At 71.6% G+C, this 20,183-nt stretch carries 17 protein-coding genes; 7 read left to right on the plus strand and 10 right to left on the minus strand.

All coding sequences use genetic code 11. The features are described 5' to 3' along the window. Positions 1-62: 62 nt before the first annotated feature. From K353_RS10380 to K353_RS10390, 3 genes are read right to left on the minus strand one after another with little or no spacing between them, the layout of a single operon-like run. Positions 63-1,862 (minus strand): ABC transporter ATP-binding protein, encoded by a 1,800-nt coding sequence (locus K353_RS10380; protein ID WP_111553299.1) that lies wholly within the window; start codon positions 1,860-1,862, stop codon positions 63-65. Next, positions 1,859-3,586 (minus strand): ABC transporter ATP-binding protein, encoded by a 1,728-nt coding sequence (locus K353_RS10385; protein ID WP_111553300.1) that lies wholly within the window; start codon positions 3,584-3,586, stop codon positions 1,859-1,861. The genes K353_RS10380 and K353_RS10385 overlap by 4 nt, the downstream gene beginning before the upstream one ends. A gap of 31 nt (positions 3,587-3,617) precedes the next feature. Beyond that, on the minus strand, positions 3,618-4,934 hold the full coding sequence (locus K353_RS10390) for an FAD-binding oxidoreductase (protein WP_111553301.1): 1,317 nt from the start codon (positions 4,932-4,934) through the stop codon (positions 3,618-3,620). Between the two features lie 133 nt (positions 4,935-5,067). On the opposite strand from K353_RS10390, the gene K353_RS10395 reads away from it, so the two are divergent. After that, complete coding sequence (locus K353_RS10395) at positions 5,068-6,030, plus strand: YafY family protein (RefSeq protein WP_111553446.1); 963 nt, start codon at positions 5,068-5,070, stop codon at positions 6,028-6,030. Positions 6,031-6,058: 28 nt separating this feature from the next. On the opposite strand, the gene K353_RS10400 is transcribed toward K353_RS10395, so the two are convergent. From K353_RS10400 to K353_RS10430, 7 genes are all read right to left on the minus strand, one after another. Next, a complete protein-coding gene (locus K353_RS10400) occupies positions 6,059-6,709 on the minus strand; it encodes a pyridoxal 5'-phosphate synthase (RefSeq protein WP_158585386.1) in 651 nt (216 codons plus the stop codon). Then, positions 6,706-7,557, minus strand: coding sequence for a PhzF family phenazine biosynthesis protein (locus K353_RS10405; RefSeq protein WP_111553303.1), 852 nt, complete (start codon positions 7,555-7,557; stop codon positions 6,706-6,708). The genes K353_RS10400 and K353_RS10405 overlap by 4 nt, the downstream gene beginning before the upstream one ends. Beyond that, a complete protein-coding gene (locus K353_RS10410; protein WP_111553304.1) occupies positions 7,554-9,431 on the minus strand; it encodes a chorismate-binding protein in 1,878 nt (625 codons plus the stop codon). Before K353_RS10410 ends, K353_RS10405 begins: the two co-directional genes overlap by 4 nt. Further along, the gene (locus tag K353_RS10415) at positions 9,421-10,041 is read right to left on the minus strand and encodes an isochorismatase family protein (protein ID WP_111553305.1); all 621 of its coding nucleotides are present in this window, start codon (positions 10,039-10,041) and stop codon (positions 9,421-9,423) included. The genes K353_RS10410 and K353_RS10415 overlap by 11 nt, the downstream gene beginning before the upstream one ends. A 20-nt stretch (positions 10,042-10,061) precedes the next feature. Further along, complete coding sequence (locus K353_RS10420; RefSeq protein ID WP_111553306.1) at positions 10,062-10,526, minus strand: PhzA/PhzB family protein; 465 nt, start codon at positions 10,524-10,526, stop codon at positions 10,062-10,064. 70 nt (positions 10,527-10,596) lie between these two features. Beyond that, positions 10,597-12,177: an AMP-binding protein gene (locus tag K353_RS10425; protein ID WP_111553307.1), complete on the minus strand. Its 1,581-nt coding sequence runs from the start codon at positions 12,175-12,177 to the stop codon at positions 10,597-10,599. 34 nt (positions 12,178-12,211) lie between these two features. Beyond that, the gene (locus tag K353_RS10430) at positions 12,212-14,182 is read right to left on the minus strand and encodes a carbamoyltransferase C-terminal domain-containing protein (protein WP_111553308.1); all 1,971 of its coding nucleotides are present in this window, start codon (positions 14,180-14,182) and stop codon (positions 12,212-12,214) included. A gap of 274 nt (positions 14,183-14,456) precedes the next feature. Here K353_RS10430 and K353_RS10435 point away from each other — a divergent pair, with 274 nt between their 5' ends. From K353_RS10435 to pruA, 6 genes are all read left to right on the plus strand, one after another. Further along, positions 14,457-14,654 carry a hypothetical protein gene (locus K353_RS10435; protein WP_111553309.1) on the plus strand — a complete coding sequence of 66 codons (198 nt, stop codon included), beginning with the start codon at positions 14,457-14,459 and terminating at the stop codon, positions 14,652-14,654. Positions 14,655-14,687: 33 nt separating this feature from the next. Beyond that, a complete protein-coding gene (locus K353_RS10440) occupies positions 14,688-15,002 on the plus strand; it encodes a hypothetical protein (protein WP_146616438.1) in 315 nt (104 codons plus the stop codon). A 55-nt stretch (positions 15,003-15,057) separates the two neighbouring features. Further along, positions 15,058-16,158, plus strand: a complete 1,101-nt coding sequence (locus tag K353_RS10445) for a phenazine antibiotic biosynthesis protein (RefSeq protein WP_158585387.1) — start codon at positions 15,058-15,060, stop codon at positions 16,156-16,158. Next, positions 16,158-17,525 carry an aldehyde dehydrogenase family protein gene (locus tag K353_RS10450; protein ID WP_111553312.1) on the plus strand — a complete coding sequence of 456 codons (1,368 nt, stop codon included), beginning with the start codon at positions 16,158-16,160 and terminating at the stop codon, positions 17,523-17,525. The genes K353_RS10445 and K353_RS10450 overlap by 1 nt, the downstream gene beginning before the upstream one ends. 76 nt (positions 17,526-17,601) lie before the next feature. Further along, a complete protein-coding gene (locus K353_RS10455; RefSeq protein ID WP_255410714.1) occupies positions 17,602-18,267 on the plus strand; it encodes an HAD family hydrolase in 666 nt (221 codons plus the stop codon). 94 nt (positions 18,268-18,361) lie between these two features. Continuing rightward, positions 18,362-19,993, plus strand: coding sequence for an L-glutamate gamma-semialdehyde dehydrogenase (gene pruA, locus K353_RS10460; RefSeq protein ID WP_111553447.1), 1,632 nt, complete (start codon positions 18,362-18,364; stop codon positions 19,991-19,993). Positions 19,994-20,183: the final 190 nt, after the last annotated feature.

Consider the following 20,183-nt stretch of genomic DNA (forward strand, 5'->3'; position numbering starts at 1 on the left):
CCCGCACGGGCGGGGCACGCCTGGTCCGGCGTCGTCGGCAGGTCGGGTGTCACGTGTGCTCCTCATCGCTGTGAGTACTGGTCGGGCGCCGGCACGGCGGTCGGTGCGTGGAACTGGTACCGGCTGAGCCGGTGGTACTCGCCGCCGGCCCGCACGAGCTGCGCATGTGTTCCCTGCTCCACGATCCGGCCGTCCCGCAGCACGACGATGACGTCCGCGTCGCGGATGGTGGAGAGCCGATGGGCGATCACCAGGCAGGTGCGGCCCTCCCGCAGGCGCGAGGTCGCCCGCTGGAGGAGGAGTTCGGTGCGGGCGTCGACCGCGCTGGTGGCTTCGTCGAGGATCAGCACGGCGGGGTCGGCGATGAACGCGCGCGCGATGCAGATCAACTGTCGCTCGCCGTCGCTCAGGCGTTCGTCGGCACTGTCGACCACCGTGTCGTACCCGTGCGGAAGGGCGTGCACGATGTGGCTGACCCCGCAGACCCGGGCGGCCTGCTCGATCTCTTCCGGCGTGGCGTCCGGTCTCCCGTAGACGATGTTGTCGCGGATGGTGCCGCTGAACAGCCACGGCTCCTGGGGGACGAGCCCGATCTCGGAGCGCAGCGCCTCGCGTGACACCGAGGCGATGTCCTCGCCGTCGATGAGGATGCGCCCACCGCCGACGTCGTAGAACCGCATCACCAGGTTCATCAGGGTCGTCTTCCCGGCGCCCGACGCTCCGACGATCGCCGCGGTCCGTCCCGGCTCGATCACCAGGTCGAGGCCCTTGATCGTCAGTTCGCGGCCGTGGCCGAAGGACACCTGCTCGAAGGCGATCCTGCGCGGCCGGACGGCCGGCAGCCGTCCCGGCCGGTCGGGGGCCTCCTCCGGCTCGTCGAGCAGGGCGAACACCCGGGCGGCCGACGCGATGCCCGACTGGAACAGGCTGGACATCGAGGCGAGCATGCCGAGCGGCTGCGAGTACTGCCGCGAGTACTGGACGAACGCGACGACGCCGCCCAGCGTCAACTGCCCGCTGACCACCCGCAGGGCACCGACCACGCAGAGCAGGACGTACCCCAGGTTCCCGATGAACAGCACCAGCGGGGCGAGCAGGCCGGACGTGAACTGCGCGAGGCGGCTCGCCTCCCTCACCTCGGCGTTCCGGTGCGCGAACGTCTCGCGGAACGCGCCCGCGCGGTCGAACACGGTGACCAGCTCGTGGCCGGAGTAGGACTCCTCGATGTGCGCGTTGAGCTCCCCGGTCAGTCGCCACTGGTCGTCGAAGAGCCGTTGGCTCCGCTTCGCCGCCACGGTGCCGATGACGAAGGTCAGCGGCACCGTGACCAGGGCGAGCAGGGTCAGCAGGGGTGAGATGCCCAGCATCATGACCAGGACGCCGACGACGGTGAGCAGGCCGAAGAGCACCTGGGTCAGTGTCTGGGTGAGCGAGGTCGCGATGTTGTCGATGTCGTTGGTCATCCGTGACAGCAGCTCGCCGCGCGGAGAACCGTTGAGGTAGCGGAGCGGGAGCCGGTTGAGCTTCTCCTCGACGTCGTCGCGCAGGGTCTGCACGACGCGGGCGATCGCGCTGTTCTGCAGGTACTGCTGGGCGAATCCCGCCAGGGCGCCGAGGACGTACAGGCCGGCGGCCGTCAGCAGGAGGTTCTGCACGTGGTCGAAGCCGGTGCCGGCCAGCACCGCGTCGATCGCGCGGCCCCAGATCAGCGGGCCGGCCAGATTGGCCAGCACGCCGGCCACGGCCAGGGCGAGCGATCCGGCCACCGACACCCGGAGGTGCCGGAACAGACCGGCCAGCCGGCGCGACGTCGCGGCGAAGCCCGCGCCGTCCGCGCCGGGTCCGCGCTTCCGGCGGCTCATGCCGACGCCCCGATCGTGTCCTGCGCGGCCACCAGTTCCTGGTACGTCCGGCAGCTGTCCAGCAGTACCGGATGCGTCCCGTCGCCGACGACGCCGCCCTCGTGGAGCACCACGATCCGTTCGGCGCCGCTGACACCGGTCGTCCGCTGCGACGCCAGCAGGACCGTCGTGCCGGCCGTGGCCGTACGCAGCGCCTCCAGGAGCCGCGCGGACGTTTCGGGGTCGAGCGCCGAGACCGGATCGTCGAGGAGCAGGAGCCGGGGGGCGGCGACGAGTGCACGGGCGATGCACAGCCGCTGCCGCTGGCCGCCGGAGACGTTCGTCCCGCCCTGGACGATCGGTGACCGGAGCCCGTCGTCCATCGCGGCGACGAACTCGCGGGCCTGCGCGACCTCCAGGGCCTCCCACAGCTCGGCGTCCGTGGCGTCCGGCCTGGCCAGCCGCAGATTGCTCGCCACCGTACCCCGGAAGAGCAGCGAACGCTGCGGGACGATCGCGAGGTGGCCGCGCAGCACGGAGGGATCCACGCTGCGCAGGTCGACGCCGTCCAGCCGGACCGATCCCGAGGTCGCGTCCTGGAGCCCCGCGACGACGGAGAGCAGGGTCGTCTTGCCGGCGCCCATCGATCCCACGATCGCCACCGTGCTGCCGGGCTCGACCGTCAGGTCGATGCCGGACAGGACGTCGGCGTCGGCGCCCGGGTACCGCAGCGTGACACCGCGCAACTCCAGCCCGCCGCGGATCGGGACCGAGCCGGTGGGGCGGCCCGGCGGCCGGAGCACGGGGGCGGCGTCCCGCACCGCCCGGATGCGTTCCGCCGCGACCAGCGCCCTGGGCAGCATCATCAGCGCCCAGGCGGCCGTCATGGCCGCCCCGAGGATCAGCACCAGGTAGGTGATGCAGGCGGTCAGGCCGCCGATCGGCAGGTGTCCGGACGTGACCCGGTGGCCACCGAACCACACCACGGCCAGGATCGACAGATCGGTGACCAGCATGACGGCCGGGACGAACGTCCCGTTCAGCCGCCCCATCGACCGGGTCGCCACGGCCAGTTCCGCGTTCTCGAGCCCGAACCGCTCGGTCTCGAAGCGCTCGCGGGTGAACGCGCGGATCACCGTGAGCCCCATCAACTGCTCGTGCAGGACCCGGTTGACGGCGTCCAGCCGGTCCTGGATCCGGCGCGACACCCGCGCCGTCCAACGGAGGACCACCCCCAGCACCGCACCCAGCAGGACGACCGCCACGACGACGACGAGGGACAGCCCGGTGTCCGTCCGGAAGGCCATCCAGGCCCCGCCCAGTACCGTGAGCGGCGCGGCGGCCGCCACGGCGCCGAAGGCGAGCAGGAAGGTCTGTATCTGCTGCAGGTCGTCGGTGCTGCGGGTGATCAGCGTCGGCGTGCCGAAGTCCTGGTGCTCCCGGTTGGAGAAGGTCGCGACCTTGTCGTAGACGTCCGACCGCAGGTCGTGCACGACGTCCGTGGCCGCCCGCGTTCCGGCGTAGGACGACAGCGCCGCCGCGAGCAACTGGACGACACTGGCGATCACCATCCACCCGCCGGCCGTCCAGATGTGTCCGACGTCGGTGCGCAGCAGACCGTTGTCGATCAGGTCCGCGTTGATCGCCGGCAGGTACAGGGTGGCGGCGACGCTGACCGACTGGAAGGCGATCAGGCCGGCGAACCACCACCGGTGCTTGCCGATCCGAGCGTGAACCAGGCCCATGGGCCGGCCTTTCGTAGGAGGTGGGAGGTGGTCAGGCGATGACGAAGCCGGGGTGCAGCAGTCCGGCCGGGTCGTGCCTGTGCGCCAGTCGCAGCAGCCGGTCCCGGTGCGCGGCATCGAACCGGTCCGCGGCGGTACGCCGGTCGGGGCGTCCGAAGGTGAAGTTCGGCGAGCTGCCCAGGGCGTCCGCGGACCAGTCGGCGAACAGTTCGCCGTGCAGCGCCCGCGCCCGCTCCGCGTCCGGCCCGGCCGTCGGGGTGACCGCACACAGCAGGTACTGCGCCTCGCGGTGGCTGACCGCGTTCGGCACCTCCGGCGGAGCCGACAGCGCCCCTCCGAGGTGGCGCACCGTGAGGATGGAGGGGAGCGGCTGGTCCGGCGCCGAGAGGGCGACGGCGTCGCCGAGGCGCGCTTCGTCGACCGCCCGCAGCAGGACGTTGTCGCCGAGATAGGCGTGCGGCTGGTCCGGCTCACCGAACACGGTGTGCGACTGCTGGTAGGGGATCGTCCGGAGGCTGTCGTGCACGGGCTTCAACGCCCGCAACGGGGCCACGAGTTCGTCGGCCTCCGCGGGCGAGCCGAGGTAGGCGATCTGGACGTGCGCCAGGTGCTGACCGGGGAACCCGAGCGCGGTCAACGCCGAGGTCATCTCCGGGGGCAGGGTTGCCGTCCAGCGCAGCCAGGCGGGCACCACGTCGGGCGTCTTGCGCAGGTCGAACATCAGAGCGCCGCCGACCAGTTCGGCGACCGGCATCAGGGCGATCTCCAACTCGGTCACGATGCCGAAGTTCCCGCCACCGCCGCGGAGCGCCCAGAACAGGTCCGCCTCCTCGTGTTCCGAGACCGTCAACAGCGAGCCGTCGGCAGTGACCAGCTCCAGGCGCGTGACGTGGTCGGCGGCGAAGCCGTAGCGACGGGCCATCAGCCCGATGCCGCCACCGAGCGTGTAGGACACGGCGCCGACGCCGGGCAGGCTTCCGGACAGCGGTGCCAGGCCGTGGGGTGCGGCGGCGTCGATCACGTCGCGCCACCGCGCTCCGGCGCCCACCCGTGCGGTGCCGGCGTCCGGGTCGACGTCGACGCCGTCCATCCCCCGCGTCGACACCAGCACGCCCGCGCCGGCCAGCGGTCCGGCGAGTGCGTGCCCGGTGGCCTGGACCGCGATCGGCATGCGGGCGTCCGCGGCGTACCGGACGGCCGCCACCACGTCACCGACGCCCCGCGCCGCCACCACGAGGGCCGGCCGGTGCTGTTCCCGCAGTTGGAAGCCGGCCCGGTGCCCGTCGTACTCGGCAGAGCCCGGGCGGTGCAGCACCGGCGGTCCGGCGTCGGTCGTGCGGTCACTCATCGCGAGCGCCTTTCTGGATCAGGGGATGGGCGGGAGCACCCGCCCGGCGGACGGACGGGTCGTCGTCGCGCCGCCACCAGCCTGGCCGGAATATGCGCCGCATCGTGTCGCAATTCCTGTGAAGATCGAGGACGTGACCCCGGACCGCTTCTTCCACCTGATGCTGCTCCTCGAATCGAGACGGGGTGCCACCACGCAGGAACTCGCCTCCGCGCTCGGGGTGTCGCTGCGCACCATCACCCGGGACCTCAACTGGCTCCGTGACGCCGGCCTGCCGGTGACCGCGCACCGGGGCCGCTTCGGAGGGGTGACCATGGTGCCCGGGTCCGGACTCGACCTCGCGCGACTCACCCCGGACGAGCGTGACCACCTGCTGCTCACCGGGCTGGACGACAAGCAGCGCGCGGAGCTCGACGCCTCGGCCGAGAGCCGCCGCGCCCTCTCCAAGATCGCTGCCGGACGGACGCGTCGGGTTCATGAACTCCTGCCGCTCACCGAGGTGGTACACGTGGACAGCCGTCCCTGGCGCCAGGCACAGGCATCCGGCACGGCCCCGGCTTCGCTGATCGGCGCGGTGCGGCGGGGCAGCCGGCTGCGGATCGGGTACGACAGCGCACGCTCACCCGCCCCGCGCGACCTGGTCGTCGATCCCTACGGCCTGTTCGCCAAGGCCGGCGTCTGGTACCTCATCGCCGACTGCGCCCGAGCGCCGCGGATGTACCGACTGGAACGGATCACGACGTGGACCGAGGTCGGCCGGCCACGACGGCTGCGCCCGGGCCAGACCCTGGCCACCGTCACGGCGGCGCTGATGGACCAGTGGGAGCACGACCACTCGGTGGAGGTCAGCGCCACCATCGACCGGCACCAGGTCGGGCGGGCGCAACGCATCTTCGGCCGACGACTCGTCCTGGGCGATCACGACGACACCTCCGACGGCCACCGGGTGACGATCCGCTTCCTGCACCTGGAAGACGTGCGGGCACTGCTGCCGTTCGGGAGCGCCGTCACCGTGCACGGCCCCGCCGAAGCCAGGGACCGCCTCCGCGACCTCGCCGCCGAACTCGCCCGCCACCACGCGCCGCCGACATCCTGACCGGGACACCGGGGGAGTGCCCCCGCCGTCACGGCTGAAGTCTGCGGACGCACCACTGCTCCCCGCTCCACGTGTACTGGAGTCGCCGGTGGAGCCGATCGGAGGCACTCGACCAGAACTCCACGTGCGTTCCCCGCAGTTCATATCCGACATACCTGTCCGGTCGTGCCATCGGGGCCGGTCGCCGTGCCGCTCCGGCTTCCAGCAGACGGACCCGATCGCGCAGCTCGGCGGGGTCCGCGAGGAGCTCGCTCTGCCGGGACGAGCTGCTCATCGGGTGCAGGGCCGGATGCCGGCCGTGCCACAGCGACTCCGACGTCCGACCGTCGACCGGCTCGAAGGTCCCGGCGACGAGCAGCTGCCGACCGATCTCGCGCCAGTAGAACAGGGCGCTGCCGGACTTCGTCGCGCGGATGTCGTGCGCCTTGCGGCTGGTGGTGTGCGTGGCGAAGACGAGGCCGCGCGTGGTGGCCCCGACCATCGTCATCATGCGCGAGGACAGCCGGAAGCCCTCGTCGACCGTGGAGACCGCAGCCCCGCGCGGCTCGGCGCAGCCCCGTTCCACGGCCTCGTCGAGCCACCCTGCGAGCAGCTCCGACGGTCCCGGCGGCGGTTCGCCCTCCCATTCCGGGAAGGGGACGTCGTGCGCTCCGGACAGGCTCTCGTACTGGGCGCTCACTGGTCCTCCGGGTATTCGAGCGTTCCCCTGCCGACGGTCACGCACTGGCCCCACGTCCGTGACCGCAGCCCGTCGCCGCCGGGGTCGAGCCGGACGTGCATCTCCGAGAACCGGCCGATCTCGACGCCCTGTTCGATGCGGCACGGACGACCGGTCGGCGCGTCCCGGTAGGTGTGCGCGTGCGCCAGCAACGGACCCGCGACCGATCCGGTCGCCGCGTCCTCGACGACTCCGTAGGCGGGGGAGAACATCCGGTTGCGCCACGTCGTCCCCGAGCCGGTGTAGCAGTTGAAGGCGACGTCGGGGAACTTGGCCAGCCTGGTGTGGTCCGGCCGCAGGTCGCGCAGGGAGTCACGGCTGTCGAGCGCGATCACGAAATGCCGGGCGCCGACGTCGTACAGCTCGATCGGGGCGACGGGTTCGGCACCCAGTGCCGCGACGATCTCGGCCGTCGGGACCTCCACCGGGGACGCCCGCGGTACCGGCAGGGTGAATCCGGCCCAGAGTTCCTCGTCCCGGAGCTCCACCCAACCGCGCACCTCGCCGCGCGGAACGTGAACCGTGACTTCGCCCGTCACGTCGAACCGGGTGTGCAGGGCAGCCAGGATCCCGATCATCGGATGGCCGGCGAACGGTAGTTCCCGGGTGGGTGTGAAGATCCGCGCCCGGAAGCGGGCCGGCGAGCCGGTCGGCATGACGAAGGCGACCTCGGACAGGTTGAGTTCGGTCCCGATCGCCTGCATGACCCCCTCCGACAGGTCGGTCCCGGGGAAGAAGACCGCGACCGGATTGCCGTGGAACGCCGATCGCGCGAAGACGTCGATCAGGAGGTAGGGGTGCCGGATCACGGGTTCTCCAGTCGCCTCAGGGCATCCGCCAGGACGGCCGTACCGTCGACGCTCAAGGCGGACTCGGGATGGAACTGCATGGAAACGAAGGTGTGCCCGACCAGTCCGGTGACGTCACCGGCGGAATCCGTCGTGACCTGGACGGGGTACCGCGGACCGTTCCCGGGCACGGCGGCGAAGGCGTTGTAGAAGCCGAGGCGTCTGCGGCTGCCGAACCAGTCCACGCTCCTGGCCACTCCCTGGTTCGGCACCGCGAGCCGGCGGACGGTGAGGCCGAGGACGCGGCAGAGGATCTGATGGCTGAGGCACACCGCGAGAAACGGCCTCGACGTCGCCAGCGCCTGCGTCAGCGCCCGTTCCAGGAGGACGACCCGGGCGTCGCCCCGGTCGCACGGATCGCCGGGGCCGGGACCGAAGACCACGAGCGCGTCGTCGTCGAGCGCCGTGACGGCGTGCGCGTTGGGCACGATGTCGACGGCGTACCCGAACGCGCTGAGCTGATGGGCCAGCATGCTGTTGAAGTCGTCCTCGGCATCCACCAGGACCGCCCGCCGGGCGGCGGCGCCGTGCGCCGCGGCGGCCCCGAACCACAGCGGGTTGATGTCGGTGCGCCGGTTGCCGATGGCCCGCGCCAGATCGGGATCGTCGGCGGCAGGGGGCTCGGGTGGGCCGAACGGGGTCGGTCCCAGGTCGCCGGGCACCACCGCCCTGCCGCAGACGGCGCTCAGGACGGCGGCCGCCTTGGCCTGGGTCTCGGCCAGTTCCCGCTGGGGGGACGAGTTGCGGACGAGGGTGGCTCCGACGTCGGCGCGCATCCGCCACGCCTCACCGTGCCGCCGCACTTGCGCCGAGCGGATGTTGATGGCCGAGTCGAAGGAGCACGTCGAGTCCCCCGCCGGCTCGAAGAGTCCGAGGTAGCCGGCGTAGTACGACCGTCCGTGCGGCTCGTGCCGGGCGATCACCCGGCACGCGTTGCGGATCGGGCTCCCGGTCACGGCGGGGGAGAACATGGTGTGCACGAGGACGTCCGACAGCGGGTGACGGGTCCTCCCCTCGATGGTGAACTCGGTGTGCGTGACCCGCGACATGTGCCGCAGACCCGGCCCGGTCACCGACAGGGAGCCCGGTTCGCACAACGAGGCCAGCATCTTGAGCTCCTCGTCCAGGACCATGGAGAGCTCGTCGGACTCCTTGGAGTCGCTGAGGAATGCGAGCAGCCGCGCCTTCTCCGCGGCGGAGTCGGCCGCGTCCCGGGCGACCGTCCCGGAGATCGGGTTCATCGTCACCCGCCGGCCGGTCACCGAGACGTGGCGCTCGGGGGTGGCGCCCATCACGTACAGGTCGCCGGTCCGGACCAGGAAGGTCCAGTAGGCGCCCCGCTCGTTCCGGAGCAGATCGGCGAACGCCGTCAGCATCGCGAGGTCGTCGACACCGTCCAGTTCGGCGACGTAGGTCCGCTTGATGACGAAGTTCGAGCCGGCGCCCCGGGAGATCTCGTCCGTGATGATCCGCTGCACCACCGCGCGGTACTCGGCGTCGGTGTCCAGGAACGCGCCGCCGCCGGCCTTGGGCTTCGCCCCGTCGGCCAGGCCCTCGAAATCGGCCGGCGAGAACGCGTGCACCTCGCGGGCGGTCAGCAGGAGCAGTTCCTCCTCGTCGTCGACCGCGTCGAAGCCGCGCTCGGCCAGCTGGCGGAACGGGACCAGGAGCAGGCTCGGCAGGTGGTGGGCCTGTGCGGACGACGCGGCGGAGCGCACCGACCCGTACGCGGACGTGCTGCCGATCAGGCAGGTCACCCGGTCGTGGCCCGACTCCGCCCGGTGCAGGAGCGCGTAGTCGTGCCCGGAGACCAGGCCGGCGATGTCAGGCGGCACTGGCGCTCAACTCGTTCAGGGTGAGCACCCGCCCGGAGTACCGCGCGACGTGGTCGAGTGCGGCGGCGTGGCCCTCGGCGTCGAAGTCGGCGACGCAGTCGGACAGCACGAAGGGCCGGATGTCCCGGTTGAAGGCGTCGAGTGCCGTCGTGAGGATGCCGACGCTGGCGTACACGCCCGCGATCACCAGGTCGTGGATGCCCTGACGGCGCAGGGCCCATTCGAGTCCGTTCCCGACGAACGCGCTGTAGCGCCATTTCGTGAAGACCGGCTCGGAGCCGTCGGGCCGGACCCGGTCGACGATCGAGGTGTCGCCGGCCCGCCGGTCCATTCCGGCCCCCCAGAAGTCCGAGAGGAGCCCGCGCTCGTCCGTCGACATGCTGCCGGGCTGTGCGGTGTACATCACCGGGATCTTCGCCCGGCGCGCCCAGTCGACCGCCCCGGCGACCCCGTCGACCAGGGCCGTCCGCAGGGGAGGTTCGAACGCCTTGACGAAGTAGTCCTGCATGTCGTGGACGAGCAGGGCGGCATTCCGCGGCTCCACCCGCCACCGGTCGCCGGGACCGTCGGGCCGCAGTCGTGGCAGCTCGTAGGCTGCAATGGGTTGCATGCTGTGTAGTCCCTCGTTGGTTAGGTCGGGATTCCCGTCCGGACGATCTGCGGTACGGCGATGCCCAGTGCCTCGTACTGCCGCAGCGGGTTCATGAACTCGCGCTGCCGGGTGATCAAGCCGTCGGCGTTGAATTCGAACGAGTGGAGGAAGTGGTTCTCGTAGTGGCCGTCCGGGTAGCCCTCGAACCGGATGGCGCCGCGCCCGTCGCACTCGGCCCAGAAGAACGTCGGGTGCTGGGTGTCGAAGATCTGGACGTCGTACCACTCCCAGTCCGGGAAGCACCGGAGGGACCAGACGCCGTGCTCCCGCAGCCCCTCCCTGCCGTGCGTGGCGATCGGGTGGGGCTTGTCGCTCGTCCAGAGGCCGGCTTGGCCGTCGGCCGCGAACAACTCGTAGCGGGCCCGCCGCTGCTCCTCGCCCTTGCAGGCGAGGTAGCGCCGTACGACGTCGCGGTTACGGGCACGCTCTTCGTCAGGCAGCATGGTGTCCTCTTTCGTCGGATGTATCGCACGTCGCAACACGATCGGCTCCCGGACCGGGCCGCCGTTCGGCTCATTCGCGGTCGTCGCCGATGAGGTTCGGAGACGCTGCCAGCCGCCGCAGTTCCAACTTGTTCACCCGGCCGACCGGGGTCAGCGGGATCTCGGCCAGGGGGTGGACCGTCGTCGGGATCTTGTAGCGGGCGGCCCCGGCGGCGACGAGGAACCGCCCGAGGTCGGACTGGGACAGGTCCTCACCGACGACGAAGGCGACCACGGCTTCGCCGAACCGGTCGTCGGGCGCCCCCACCACGGCGACGTCGCGGATCCCGGGATGCCTGCGCAGCAGTTCCTCGACCTCGCGTTCCGACACCTTCTCGCCGCCGCGGTTGATCTGGTTCTTGATGCGTCCTTCGAAGGACACCGCGCCGTCGGCGTCCAGGCGGACGAGATCGCCGGTCATGTACCAGCCGTCCGCCGTGAACACCGTGGAGTTGTTGGGGTCCTCGCCGTAGTAGCCGCGAATCGTGTACGGCCCCCGGGTCAGCAACTGGCCCACCTCGCCGGGCCCGACCGGGTCTCCGGCCTCGTCGATCACCAACAGCTCGTCCAGGGCCGAGAGGGGAACCCCCTGGTCGGCCAGCATCCGGTCCTGCGGCAGGTCGGGCGGCTGGATGCCGCACAGCCCCTCCGTCATCCCGAAGCCTTGGTGGACGCCGCAGTTCAGGGCCTTGCCGAAGCCGATCAGCACCTCGGCCGCCGGCGTGCTCCCGCCGATCAGCGCCGTGCGCAACGACGAGATGTCGTGGGGCGTTCCCACCGCCGCGTCGGCCCACAGGGCCGCCAGGGAGGGGTTGAGGCCGGTGCGGGTGACGCCGTACCGCGCGATCAGGGCGAAAGCCACCGTCGGAGCCGGCGTCGGCGAGATGACCAGGGATCCCCCCGCGTCGAGGACGGCGAGCAGGTTGCACATCGCCCACCCGTGCGCGAGCGGCATCGCGATCAGGTAGACGCTCCGGGGATCGAAGCGACAGCGGTCGGCCACGCACCGCCCCAGGTACAGCCAGGCCCGGTGGACCTCCGGAACGATCTTGGGGAGGCCGGTCGTCCCGCCGGAGACGAGCAGGGCCGCGACCGAGTCCGGCGCGGTGCGCGGGAAGCCGGGTTCCGGTTCGGTGTCCGGGCCTCCGAGCAGCGCGGAGGTGTCCAGGACACGGTGCACGGCCGGCCTCGCCGCCCCGGCGGTCCGGCAGGTCTCCAGGCAGTCCGGCGTGGCCACCAGCGTGGTCGCACCGGTCCTGTCGATGAACGACAGCAGCTCGTGGGTTCCGAGCTGGGGGATGGCCAGCAGGGGGACGACGCCGGTCCGCGCGCAGGCGAAGAGGCAGGCCAGTCCGCTGATCTGGTTGGACATCTGTAGCACCACGTGCTCGCCGGCCCGGACGCCGGCCCGGTGCAGCGCGTTCGCCATCCGGTCGACGACGGCGACGAACTCCGGTCTCGTCAGCTGCCGTTCACCGTCGCAGATCAGCGATTCCGGGTAGCAGTCCGCGCCGCGCACCAGCCACTCGTAGAGGTTCTCGTCCCGCCACGCCCCGGCCTTGACGTACTTCGAGGCGACGTCCGCGGGCCAGTCGACCAGTCCGTTGTCCATCTGCGTGGTTCCTCCCCTGAGCACGGACGGTTCGCTAGTCGGCACCGGTCGTTCCCTCCGTCGCGACACCGGTCCTCACGACGTCGATCCAGCGCAGCCGCCACAACTCCCTGACCTCGTCGGTCACCGGGGCGGTGATCGCCGAGCGCTCCGCGATCACGGCGGCCGTCTCGGCGCTGATGCGCCGCTGCCGGTGGTAGGTGCGCGCCGCGGTGTCCACCAGGAACCACTGGTCCTCCGGCAGCCGCCGTTCGAGCCGGACCTGCACCGGAAGGTCGACCGTGAAGTCCGCCAGGCCGGTCGTCGCCGACCGGGTCACGACGAGGTCCCCGAGGACCAGCGCGTCGAGCGAGCTCGTCAGCAGCAGCCGGATCGCGTCCCCGGGAGTCTCGACCATCGGCTCGTGGCTGTTGTTCATGGAGGTGTTGAGCACGACCGGCACCCCGGACGCCTGTCCGAAGGCCTCGATCAACGCGTGGAAGCGCGGGTTCTGCCGGGCGTCCACGATCTGCAGGCGGGCGGACCCGTCGATGTGGGTGGTGGCTCCCAGGGATTCCCTGAACTCCGGCCGGACCTGCACGACGTGCGACATGTAGGCGAAGGACGTCTCGGTCCCGCCGAGGTCGAAGTACTTGTCGCCGCCCTCCGGCGTGGTCGCCGGCGCGAACGGCCGGTACCCCTCGCGGGCCTTGATCGCGAAGTTGACGCGGTCGCGGTTCGCGGCCGGCCGCGGATCGGCCAGGATGCTGCGGTTGCCGAGTGCGCGTGGCCCGAATTCGCCGCGTCCCTGGAACCAGCCGATGATCTTGTCGTCCGCGAGGAGCGCGGCCGCCTCGCGCACGGCGTCGGTGGCAGGACGGACCGTGATGAGCGGGCGGAACGCCTCCACCGCGCGGTCCGTGTCCGCGGCGCCGTACGCCGCTCCGAGGTACGGGTCGAACGGCTTCGACGACGGGGCCCGGAAGTCGCCCCGCCGGATGAGCGCGGCACCGAGCGCCGCGCCCGCGTCGTGCGAGGCCGGATGCACGTACAGCGCGTCGAAGAGTCCGGAGGCCAGGATCCGGCCGTTCAGCGTCGAGTTGTGCGCGACGCCGCCGGAGAAGGCCAGGCGCCTCGTGCCCGTCTCGTCCCGCCAGTGCCTGATCAGCCGCAGGGAGTTGGTCTCCAGCCACAGCTGCACGGCAGCGGCGAAGTCCTTGTGGATCTGGTCGAACGGATCGTCGGCGGCCCGAAGCTTCCATCCGCTCTCGGACAGCCCGTGCCGGAACGCTTCGATGTTGAGCCGTACGCCGTTGACGGGATCCGTCGGCGCCACCCTGTCGAGCAGCTTGCCGAACCGCGCCGGATCACCGTAGGGCGCGAGACCCATGACCTTGTACTCGTCGCCCCAGCGGTAGCCCAGCGCGTGCGTCGCGTAGGCGTACATCATGCCGAAGGACTTCTCCAGCGGCAGCCGGCCCACGCGGTGCAGGCCGCCGTCGCGCTGGACGAAGGCGGTCGTCGAGTCCCGTCCGCCGCCACCGTCCATGACGACGACCAGCGAGTCCTCACTCCAACCGGACCCGTGCAGCGTCGCGGCGGCGTGCGCGGAGTGGTGGTCGACGAACTGCACGTCCGCCGCCGCGACTCCGAAGCCGAGTTCGGAGAGCCGCTCGTGGATCAGTTCGCGGGCCGTGCGACGGGGTACGTCGGAACGCCAGAAGTAGATGTCGTTCAGGCTGTGGTCGCAGAACCGCTCGTCGAAGTAATAGCCGACCGCGTCGATGTCGTTCGCGGAGATCCCGAGCGCCCGTAATCCGGCGGCGACCGCTTTCGCCGGGAACCAGGTGGTCTTCTTGACGCGGCTGTGCCGTTCCTCTTCGGCGGCCCATAACACCTCGCCGTCCGGGGCCAGGATCACCGCACTCGCGTCATGGAAGTAGATGTCGGGCATTCCGTACGTCTCGTCCCCACGGAATGGGCCGCCGCTCAACCCAAGGAAATAGCGTGCCATCTTGCCAGTCATCTCCGACTCGGATCAGTGGTGAGTGGCACAAAACCACACAACCGGTCACTGAGGGCGTAGCTCGACGTGATCACGAGGGGCGACAGTAGTTTTCTTGCACTACAGTGTCAAGAGGTTGCAACATGATGCTGTCTCTTGAAGTCCTTGAAGTCGACTAGCATCATAACGAAGCAAGAATTTGCTTACATCTCGTCAAGGTCTTCCACCGCCCGACGGCGGTGGGCTAGCATCGCGCCGAGCCGAAGACCGACAGTCGACCGCCCCAGGAGACCGCATGAACGAGTCGCACGGCCCTGAAACCGCACTCCATCTCGCTCGGCGACTGTTTCCCGGCACCGCCGACAACGACCCCCTCGACTCCCTCCAGGTGATGGAACTGCTCGCGCATCTGGAACGAAACGGATTCGAAGCGCCCTCCCCGGTCTTCATCACCGACCTGACCATCGCCGGCGTCATCGGCGCCGAGAAGTAGCGGCCCCCGGGCCTCCGCCGAAGGTCACGAGAAATGCAGACCGATGCATCGGGCGACCTGCCGACAATGATCGTGTCGTGGTGGGAACTGGGCCCGGACGATCCGTCCGTGCAGGACCTGGAGGCGGATCTGTCCCGGGGCGTCGACGACTGGGCGTCCTGTCCCGGCCTGTTGGCCAAGTACTGGCTGGCCGACCGCGAACGGAATCGCTGGGGCGGGGTCATGGTGTGGGAGCGCCGTCCGGCGGCTGACCTGCCCGTCAACCGGGCCGCGCAATTGATCGGGCGCCCGGCCGATGTCCGCACGGAATTCGCGGTGCCCAAGATCGTGCACGGAGTCCCCGCCTGACGTTTCCCGGTACCCGGGCGCCGGCCAGGCCCCTACGCCATCCCAAGGAGAAACCGTGTCCACCGCAGCCAACCCGTTACTCGACCTCCCACACGGCACCCGGCCCGACCCGGAGGAGTTCCTCCGGGCCGCCCTGGAGTGGCACTTCCACCCGGACACCGGATCGCCCTACTGGATCGACCGGGCGAAGTCACTGGATTTCGACCCGCGTCGCGACATCAAGACCTTCGATGACCTGCGGCTGTTCCCGAACGTCGCGAACGAGATGCGGAAGGTGCCGGCGCAAGCGCTGGTCCCACGGGGGTACGGGCCGGCCCCCCGCATCGCGGGCGTCTACGAGAGCGGCGGTACCACCGGGGCGCCCAAGCGCGTGGTGTGCCCCGAGGACTGGTTGGACCGCCTGATCGCCTGGAGCAACGCCAACCTCGACGAACACGGCTTCCCGCGCGGCGCCGACTGGCTCGGGCTCGTACCGTCCGGCCCTCACATCGTCGGGGAGATCTTCCGGCGCTCGGCGGCGACGCACGGACGGTACGGCTTCCAGGTCGACCTGGACCCGCGCTGGGTGAAGAAGCTCATCGCGTCGGGCAGGAAGGACCAGGCGGACGCGTACGCGGAACACGTGGTGGACCAGGCGGAGTTCGTGCTGCGCACCCAGGACATCGGCGTGCTCACCATCACTCCCGCGCTGCTGGAGCGGCTGGTGCGGCGCGAGGAGCTGGTGGCACTCGTCAACGACAAGGTGCGCGCCATACGGTGGGGCGGTACCCAGCTCGACCCCGACAGCCACCACCTGTACCGCACCGAGATCTTCCCCGGCCTCGCCCTGTACGGCCACTACGGCAGCACGATGATCCTCGGCATCGCCGGTCAGCGCGTGCCCGCGGCCGACGAGGACAGCTGCGTCTTCGACACGTTCTCGCCGTACGTGACGTTCTCGGTGGTGGACCCGCGGACCCGCCGGCCCGTGCCGTTCGGGGAACGGGGACAGGTGGTCATGAACCACGTCTCCAAGGCGCTCTTCCTCCCCAACAACCTCGAACGGGACCTGGCCACCCGCGTCGAGGCGCTGCCCGGACGCATCGGCGACGCCGTCGCCGACGTCGCGCCCGTCACCCACTTCGAGGACCAGGCGGTCGTCGAGGGGGTCTACTGATGACGGAGCTGCTCCAGCTGGATGTGCTCGGGCCCGCGGGCCCGTACCGCTCCCGCCGGCGGGTCACGGTGGCGGACGTCAGCGGGCAGCCCGCGGCCGAGCTGAGCCTGGCGCCGACGGTGTACGTCGACCGTGCCATGTCGGCGCTGCGGAGGGCGTCACCCCTTCCGCTCGACGAGCGGATCGCCGCCATCACCCGCGCCGGCCGGCTGTTCGCCACCGGCACGATCAACGGACAGACGGTCGGGGAGTACGAGCGCGCGGTGAGCCGGGTGGCCGGCATCCCGGTCCAGGTGGTGCGAGCCGCCACCGGGACGGCACTGCGCCGCACCGAGCAGCTGTACACCAACCTCCAGCACGCCCGGCCCTCGGGTGCGGTCGGCGACTGGCGCGACCCGCTCACCCGGGCGGGCCGAGCGGTGTGGTCCCGGCGCGGAGAGGTCTTCGCGGTGCACGCCGCCGGGAACCACCCCGGCACCCACACGCTCTGGCCGGAGGCCCTGGCCCTGGGCTACCGGGTGGCGGTGCGACCGTCACGACGCGAACCGTTCACCCCGCACCGGCTGGTGACGGCCCTGCGGATGGCCGGGTTCGCCGACGACCACGTCATGCTGCTGCCCACCGACCACGCCGCGGCCGAGGGCCTGCTGCGGGGGGCCGACCTGGCCTACGGCAGCGACGAGGTGATCCGCCAGTACGCGGACGACCCGTTCGTCCTGCCCCTGCGGCCCGGCCGTTCGAAGATCCTCCTCACGGCGGGGACGGACTGGCCGGCGCAGCTCGACACCGTCGTCAGCTCCATCAGCCACCACGGGGGCACCGGTTGCGTGAACGCCACCGCTGTTCTCGTCGAGGGCGACCCGACGCCGGTGGCCGAAGCCCTGGCCGACCGCCTCGCCCTCCTGCCGAGCCTTCCCCCCGAGGACGAGAAGGCCGTGCTCCCCGTGCAACCGGCCGTCGCCGCGCGGGCGTTGGAGAAGTTCGTACGGGACAGGGCGGCCGGGGCACCGGCCCATCTGGGGGGAGGCGGGTTCGTGGAGGAACTCGGTGACGGCAGCGCCGTGCTCCGCCCGGTGGTGCACCGGCTGGAGAGCCCGGACGACCCGAGGGCGGACATCGAGTTGCCGTTCCCCTGCGTGTGGGTCGCCCCGTGGTCGCCGGAGGAGGGGATCGCCCCCCTGCGCGACACGCTCGTCCTGGGCGTGTACACCGAGGACGAGCGACTGGTCGACGCGCTCGTGGACGAGCCGTCCATCGCCAACGTCTACGTCGGCGACCACCCGACCCATTGGACGGACACCGGCATCCCCCATGACGGGTACCTCGCGCACTTCCTCATGCGCACCAAGGGATTCATCCGGGGGTGAGCCGGTGCGGCCCGTGCTCCGCCCGGCAGGGCGATCCTCCGTACCGCCCGACAACGGCGCCGCTTACCCTTGGCGGGTGCGCACACACATAGTCTGGGACTGGAACGGCACCCTGCTGTCCGACATGGCGGCCGTGGTCGGGGCCAGCAACGCCGCGTTCGCGACGGTCGGGCTGCCGCCGCTGACGCTGGAGGAGTACCGGGCGCAGTACGAGATCCCGATCCCGCTGTTCTACGAGCGGCTGCTGGGGCGGGCGCCCAGCCCGGCGGAGTGGCTGGCGCTGGACGACGCGTTCCACGTCAAGTACACCGAGCTGTTCCCGAGTTGCGGGCTGACCCCGGGCGTCGAGGCGCTGCTGGCGCGGTGGGCGGCGGCCGGGCGCAGCCAGTCGCTGCTGTCGATGTACGCGCACGAGCAGCTGGTGCCTGCGGTGGACGCGTTCGGCCTGACCCCGCACTTCACGCGGGTGGACGGTCGGCGCGGCGAGTCCGGCGGGCGCAAGGCCGGCCACCTGGCGGTGCACCTGGACGCGCTGGGCGACGGGATCGACCGCGCGCGGACGGTGCTGATCGGCGACGCGGCGGACGACGCCGAGGCGGCGCTCGCGGCGGGCATCAAGTCGGTGCTGTACACCGGGGGTTCGCACACCCGGGAGAAGCTGACGCACCTGGGCGTGCCGGTGGTGGACTCGCTCGCCGAGGCCGTCGCGGTGGCGGAGGAGCTCACCGGGTACGACGGGTAGGCGTGTCACGGCGCGCGGCGGGGGCAGGCGCGTCCAGGCTGGGGAGGTCCCAGCAGGCACCAGCACCCTTACGGAGCACCTCAGCACCATGCCGATCGACGCGGTCACCAACGTCCCCCCGCCCGTCCCCGAGCCGCCGCGCGGGTACGCGGCGGGCAGCGCCGAACGGGCCCGGCTGGAGCGCAGGACGGCCGAACTGGCCGGGCGGCACACCTCGCTGCCGATGGTGATCGGCGGGGAGCGCCGGCTCGGCGGCGGCGAGCGCACCGAGCTGGTGCAGCCGCACCACCACGCGGCGCGGCTCGGCGTGCTGGGCAACGCGACGGCCGCCGACGTGCGGGCCGCGGTGGACGCGGCGCTGGCGGCGGCCGAGGAGTGGCGGCAACTGCCGTTCGACGACCGGGCCGCGGTGTTCCTGCGGGCCGCGGACCTGCTGGCCGGGCCCTGGCGGGAGACCCTGGTGGCCGCCGCCGTGCTGGGCCAGTCCCAGCCGGTGTGGCAGGCGGAGGCCGACGCGGTGTGCGAACTCGCCGACTCCTGGCGGTTCGACGCGGACCGCGCCCGCCGGCTGCTGGCCGAGCAGCCGCCCTCCCCGCCCGGGGGCTGGAACCGCGCCGACCACCGCCCGCTGGAGGGCTTCGTCTGCGCGGTCACCCCGTTCAACTCCACCGCGGCCGCCGGGCACCTGGCCACCGCGCCCGTCCTGATGGGCAACACCGTGGTGTGGAAGCCCGCGCCCGCCCAGACCCTGACCGCGCACCTGCTGGTGCTGCTGCTGGAGGAGGCCGGGCTGCCGCCCGGCGTGGTCAACCTGGTCACCGGCGACGGGCAGGCCCTCACCGAGGTGGCGCTGCGCGACCCGGCGCTGGCCGGGCTGCACTTCGCCGGCTCCACCGAGGTCCTCCAGCGGCTGTGGCGGGAGATCGGCACGAACATCGCCCGCTACCGCGCCTACCCGCGGATCGTCGGCACCACCGGCGGCAAGGACTTCCTGGTCGCCCACCCCTCGGCCGACCCGGCGGTGCTGCGCACCGCGCTGATCCGCGGCGCCTTCGAGTACCAGGGCCAGCGCTGCGCGGCGCTGTCCCGGGCGTACCTGCCGCGGAGCCTGTGGCGGCGGATCAAGGACGACCTGCTCGGCGAGGTGGACGCGCTCGCGGTGGGCGACGCCACCGACCCGGGCAACTTCATGGGCGCGCTGATCGACGCCCGGGCGTTCGCCAGGGTCACCGGTGCGATCGAGCGGGCCAGGGCGGACCCGCGGGTGGAACTGCTGGCGGGCGGTCAGTACGACGACGCGATCGGCTGGTTCGTGCGGCCCACCGTGCTGCTCGGCGGCGACCGCGACGGCGAGGTCTTCTCCACCGCGTACGGCGGCCCGCTGCTGGCCGTGCAGGTCTACGACGACCTCCGCTGGGAGGAGGCGCTGGAGCGGATCGGCCGGGGCGCGGCGCAGGGCCTGAGCGGCTCGGTGGTCGCCCGGGACCGGCGGGCGATCGCCCGGGCGGTGGAGCGGCTGCGGTTCGCCGCGGGCGACTTCCACGTCAACGACGAGCCGGCCGGACCGGCGGGCCGGTGGCCGTCCGGCGGCCGGTCCGCCGCGGCCGGGGGCGGGACGGGCACCGCCGAGCACCTGCTGCGCTGGACCTCCACCCGCTCGATCCGGGAGACGTTCACCCCGCCGACCGACTACGTCCACCCGCACATGGAGTGGTCTCCCGAATGACGGACGGCGGAGTGGGCATGCGTTGGACAAGGTGTCCAGGAAGGCTTGATCTTCCTGCGGGTTTGCTCCTCAGTGTCCCCTGACACCTTCGTTTCGTCAGGCTAGGCTGACGACGTCGCCGGTTATCGGTCAGGCAGGCCAAACGTACTGTCATACCCGGGCGAAACGCGACTCATGCGTGCCGTGAGCG

Origin of the sequence: Kitasatospora sp. SolWspMP-SS2h, assembly GCF_003259315.1 — a bacterium.
In the GTDB taxonomy this organism is placed as follows: Bacteria; Actinomycetota; Actinomycetes; order Streptomycetales; family Streptomycetaceae; genus Kitasatospora; species Kitasatospora fiedleri.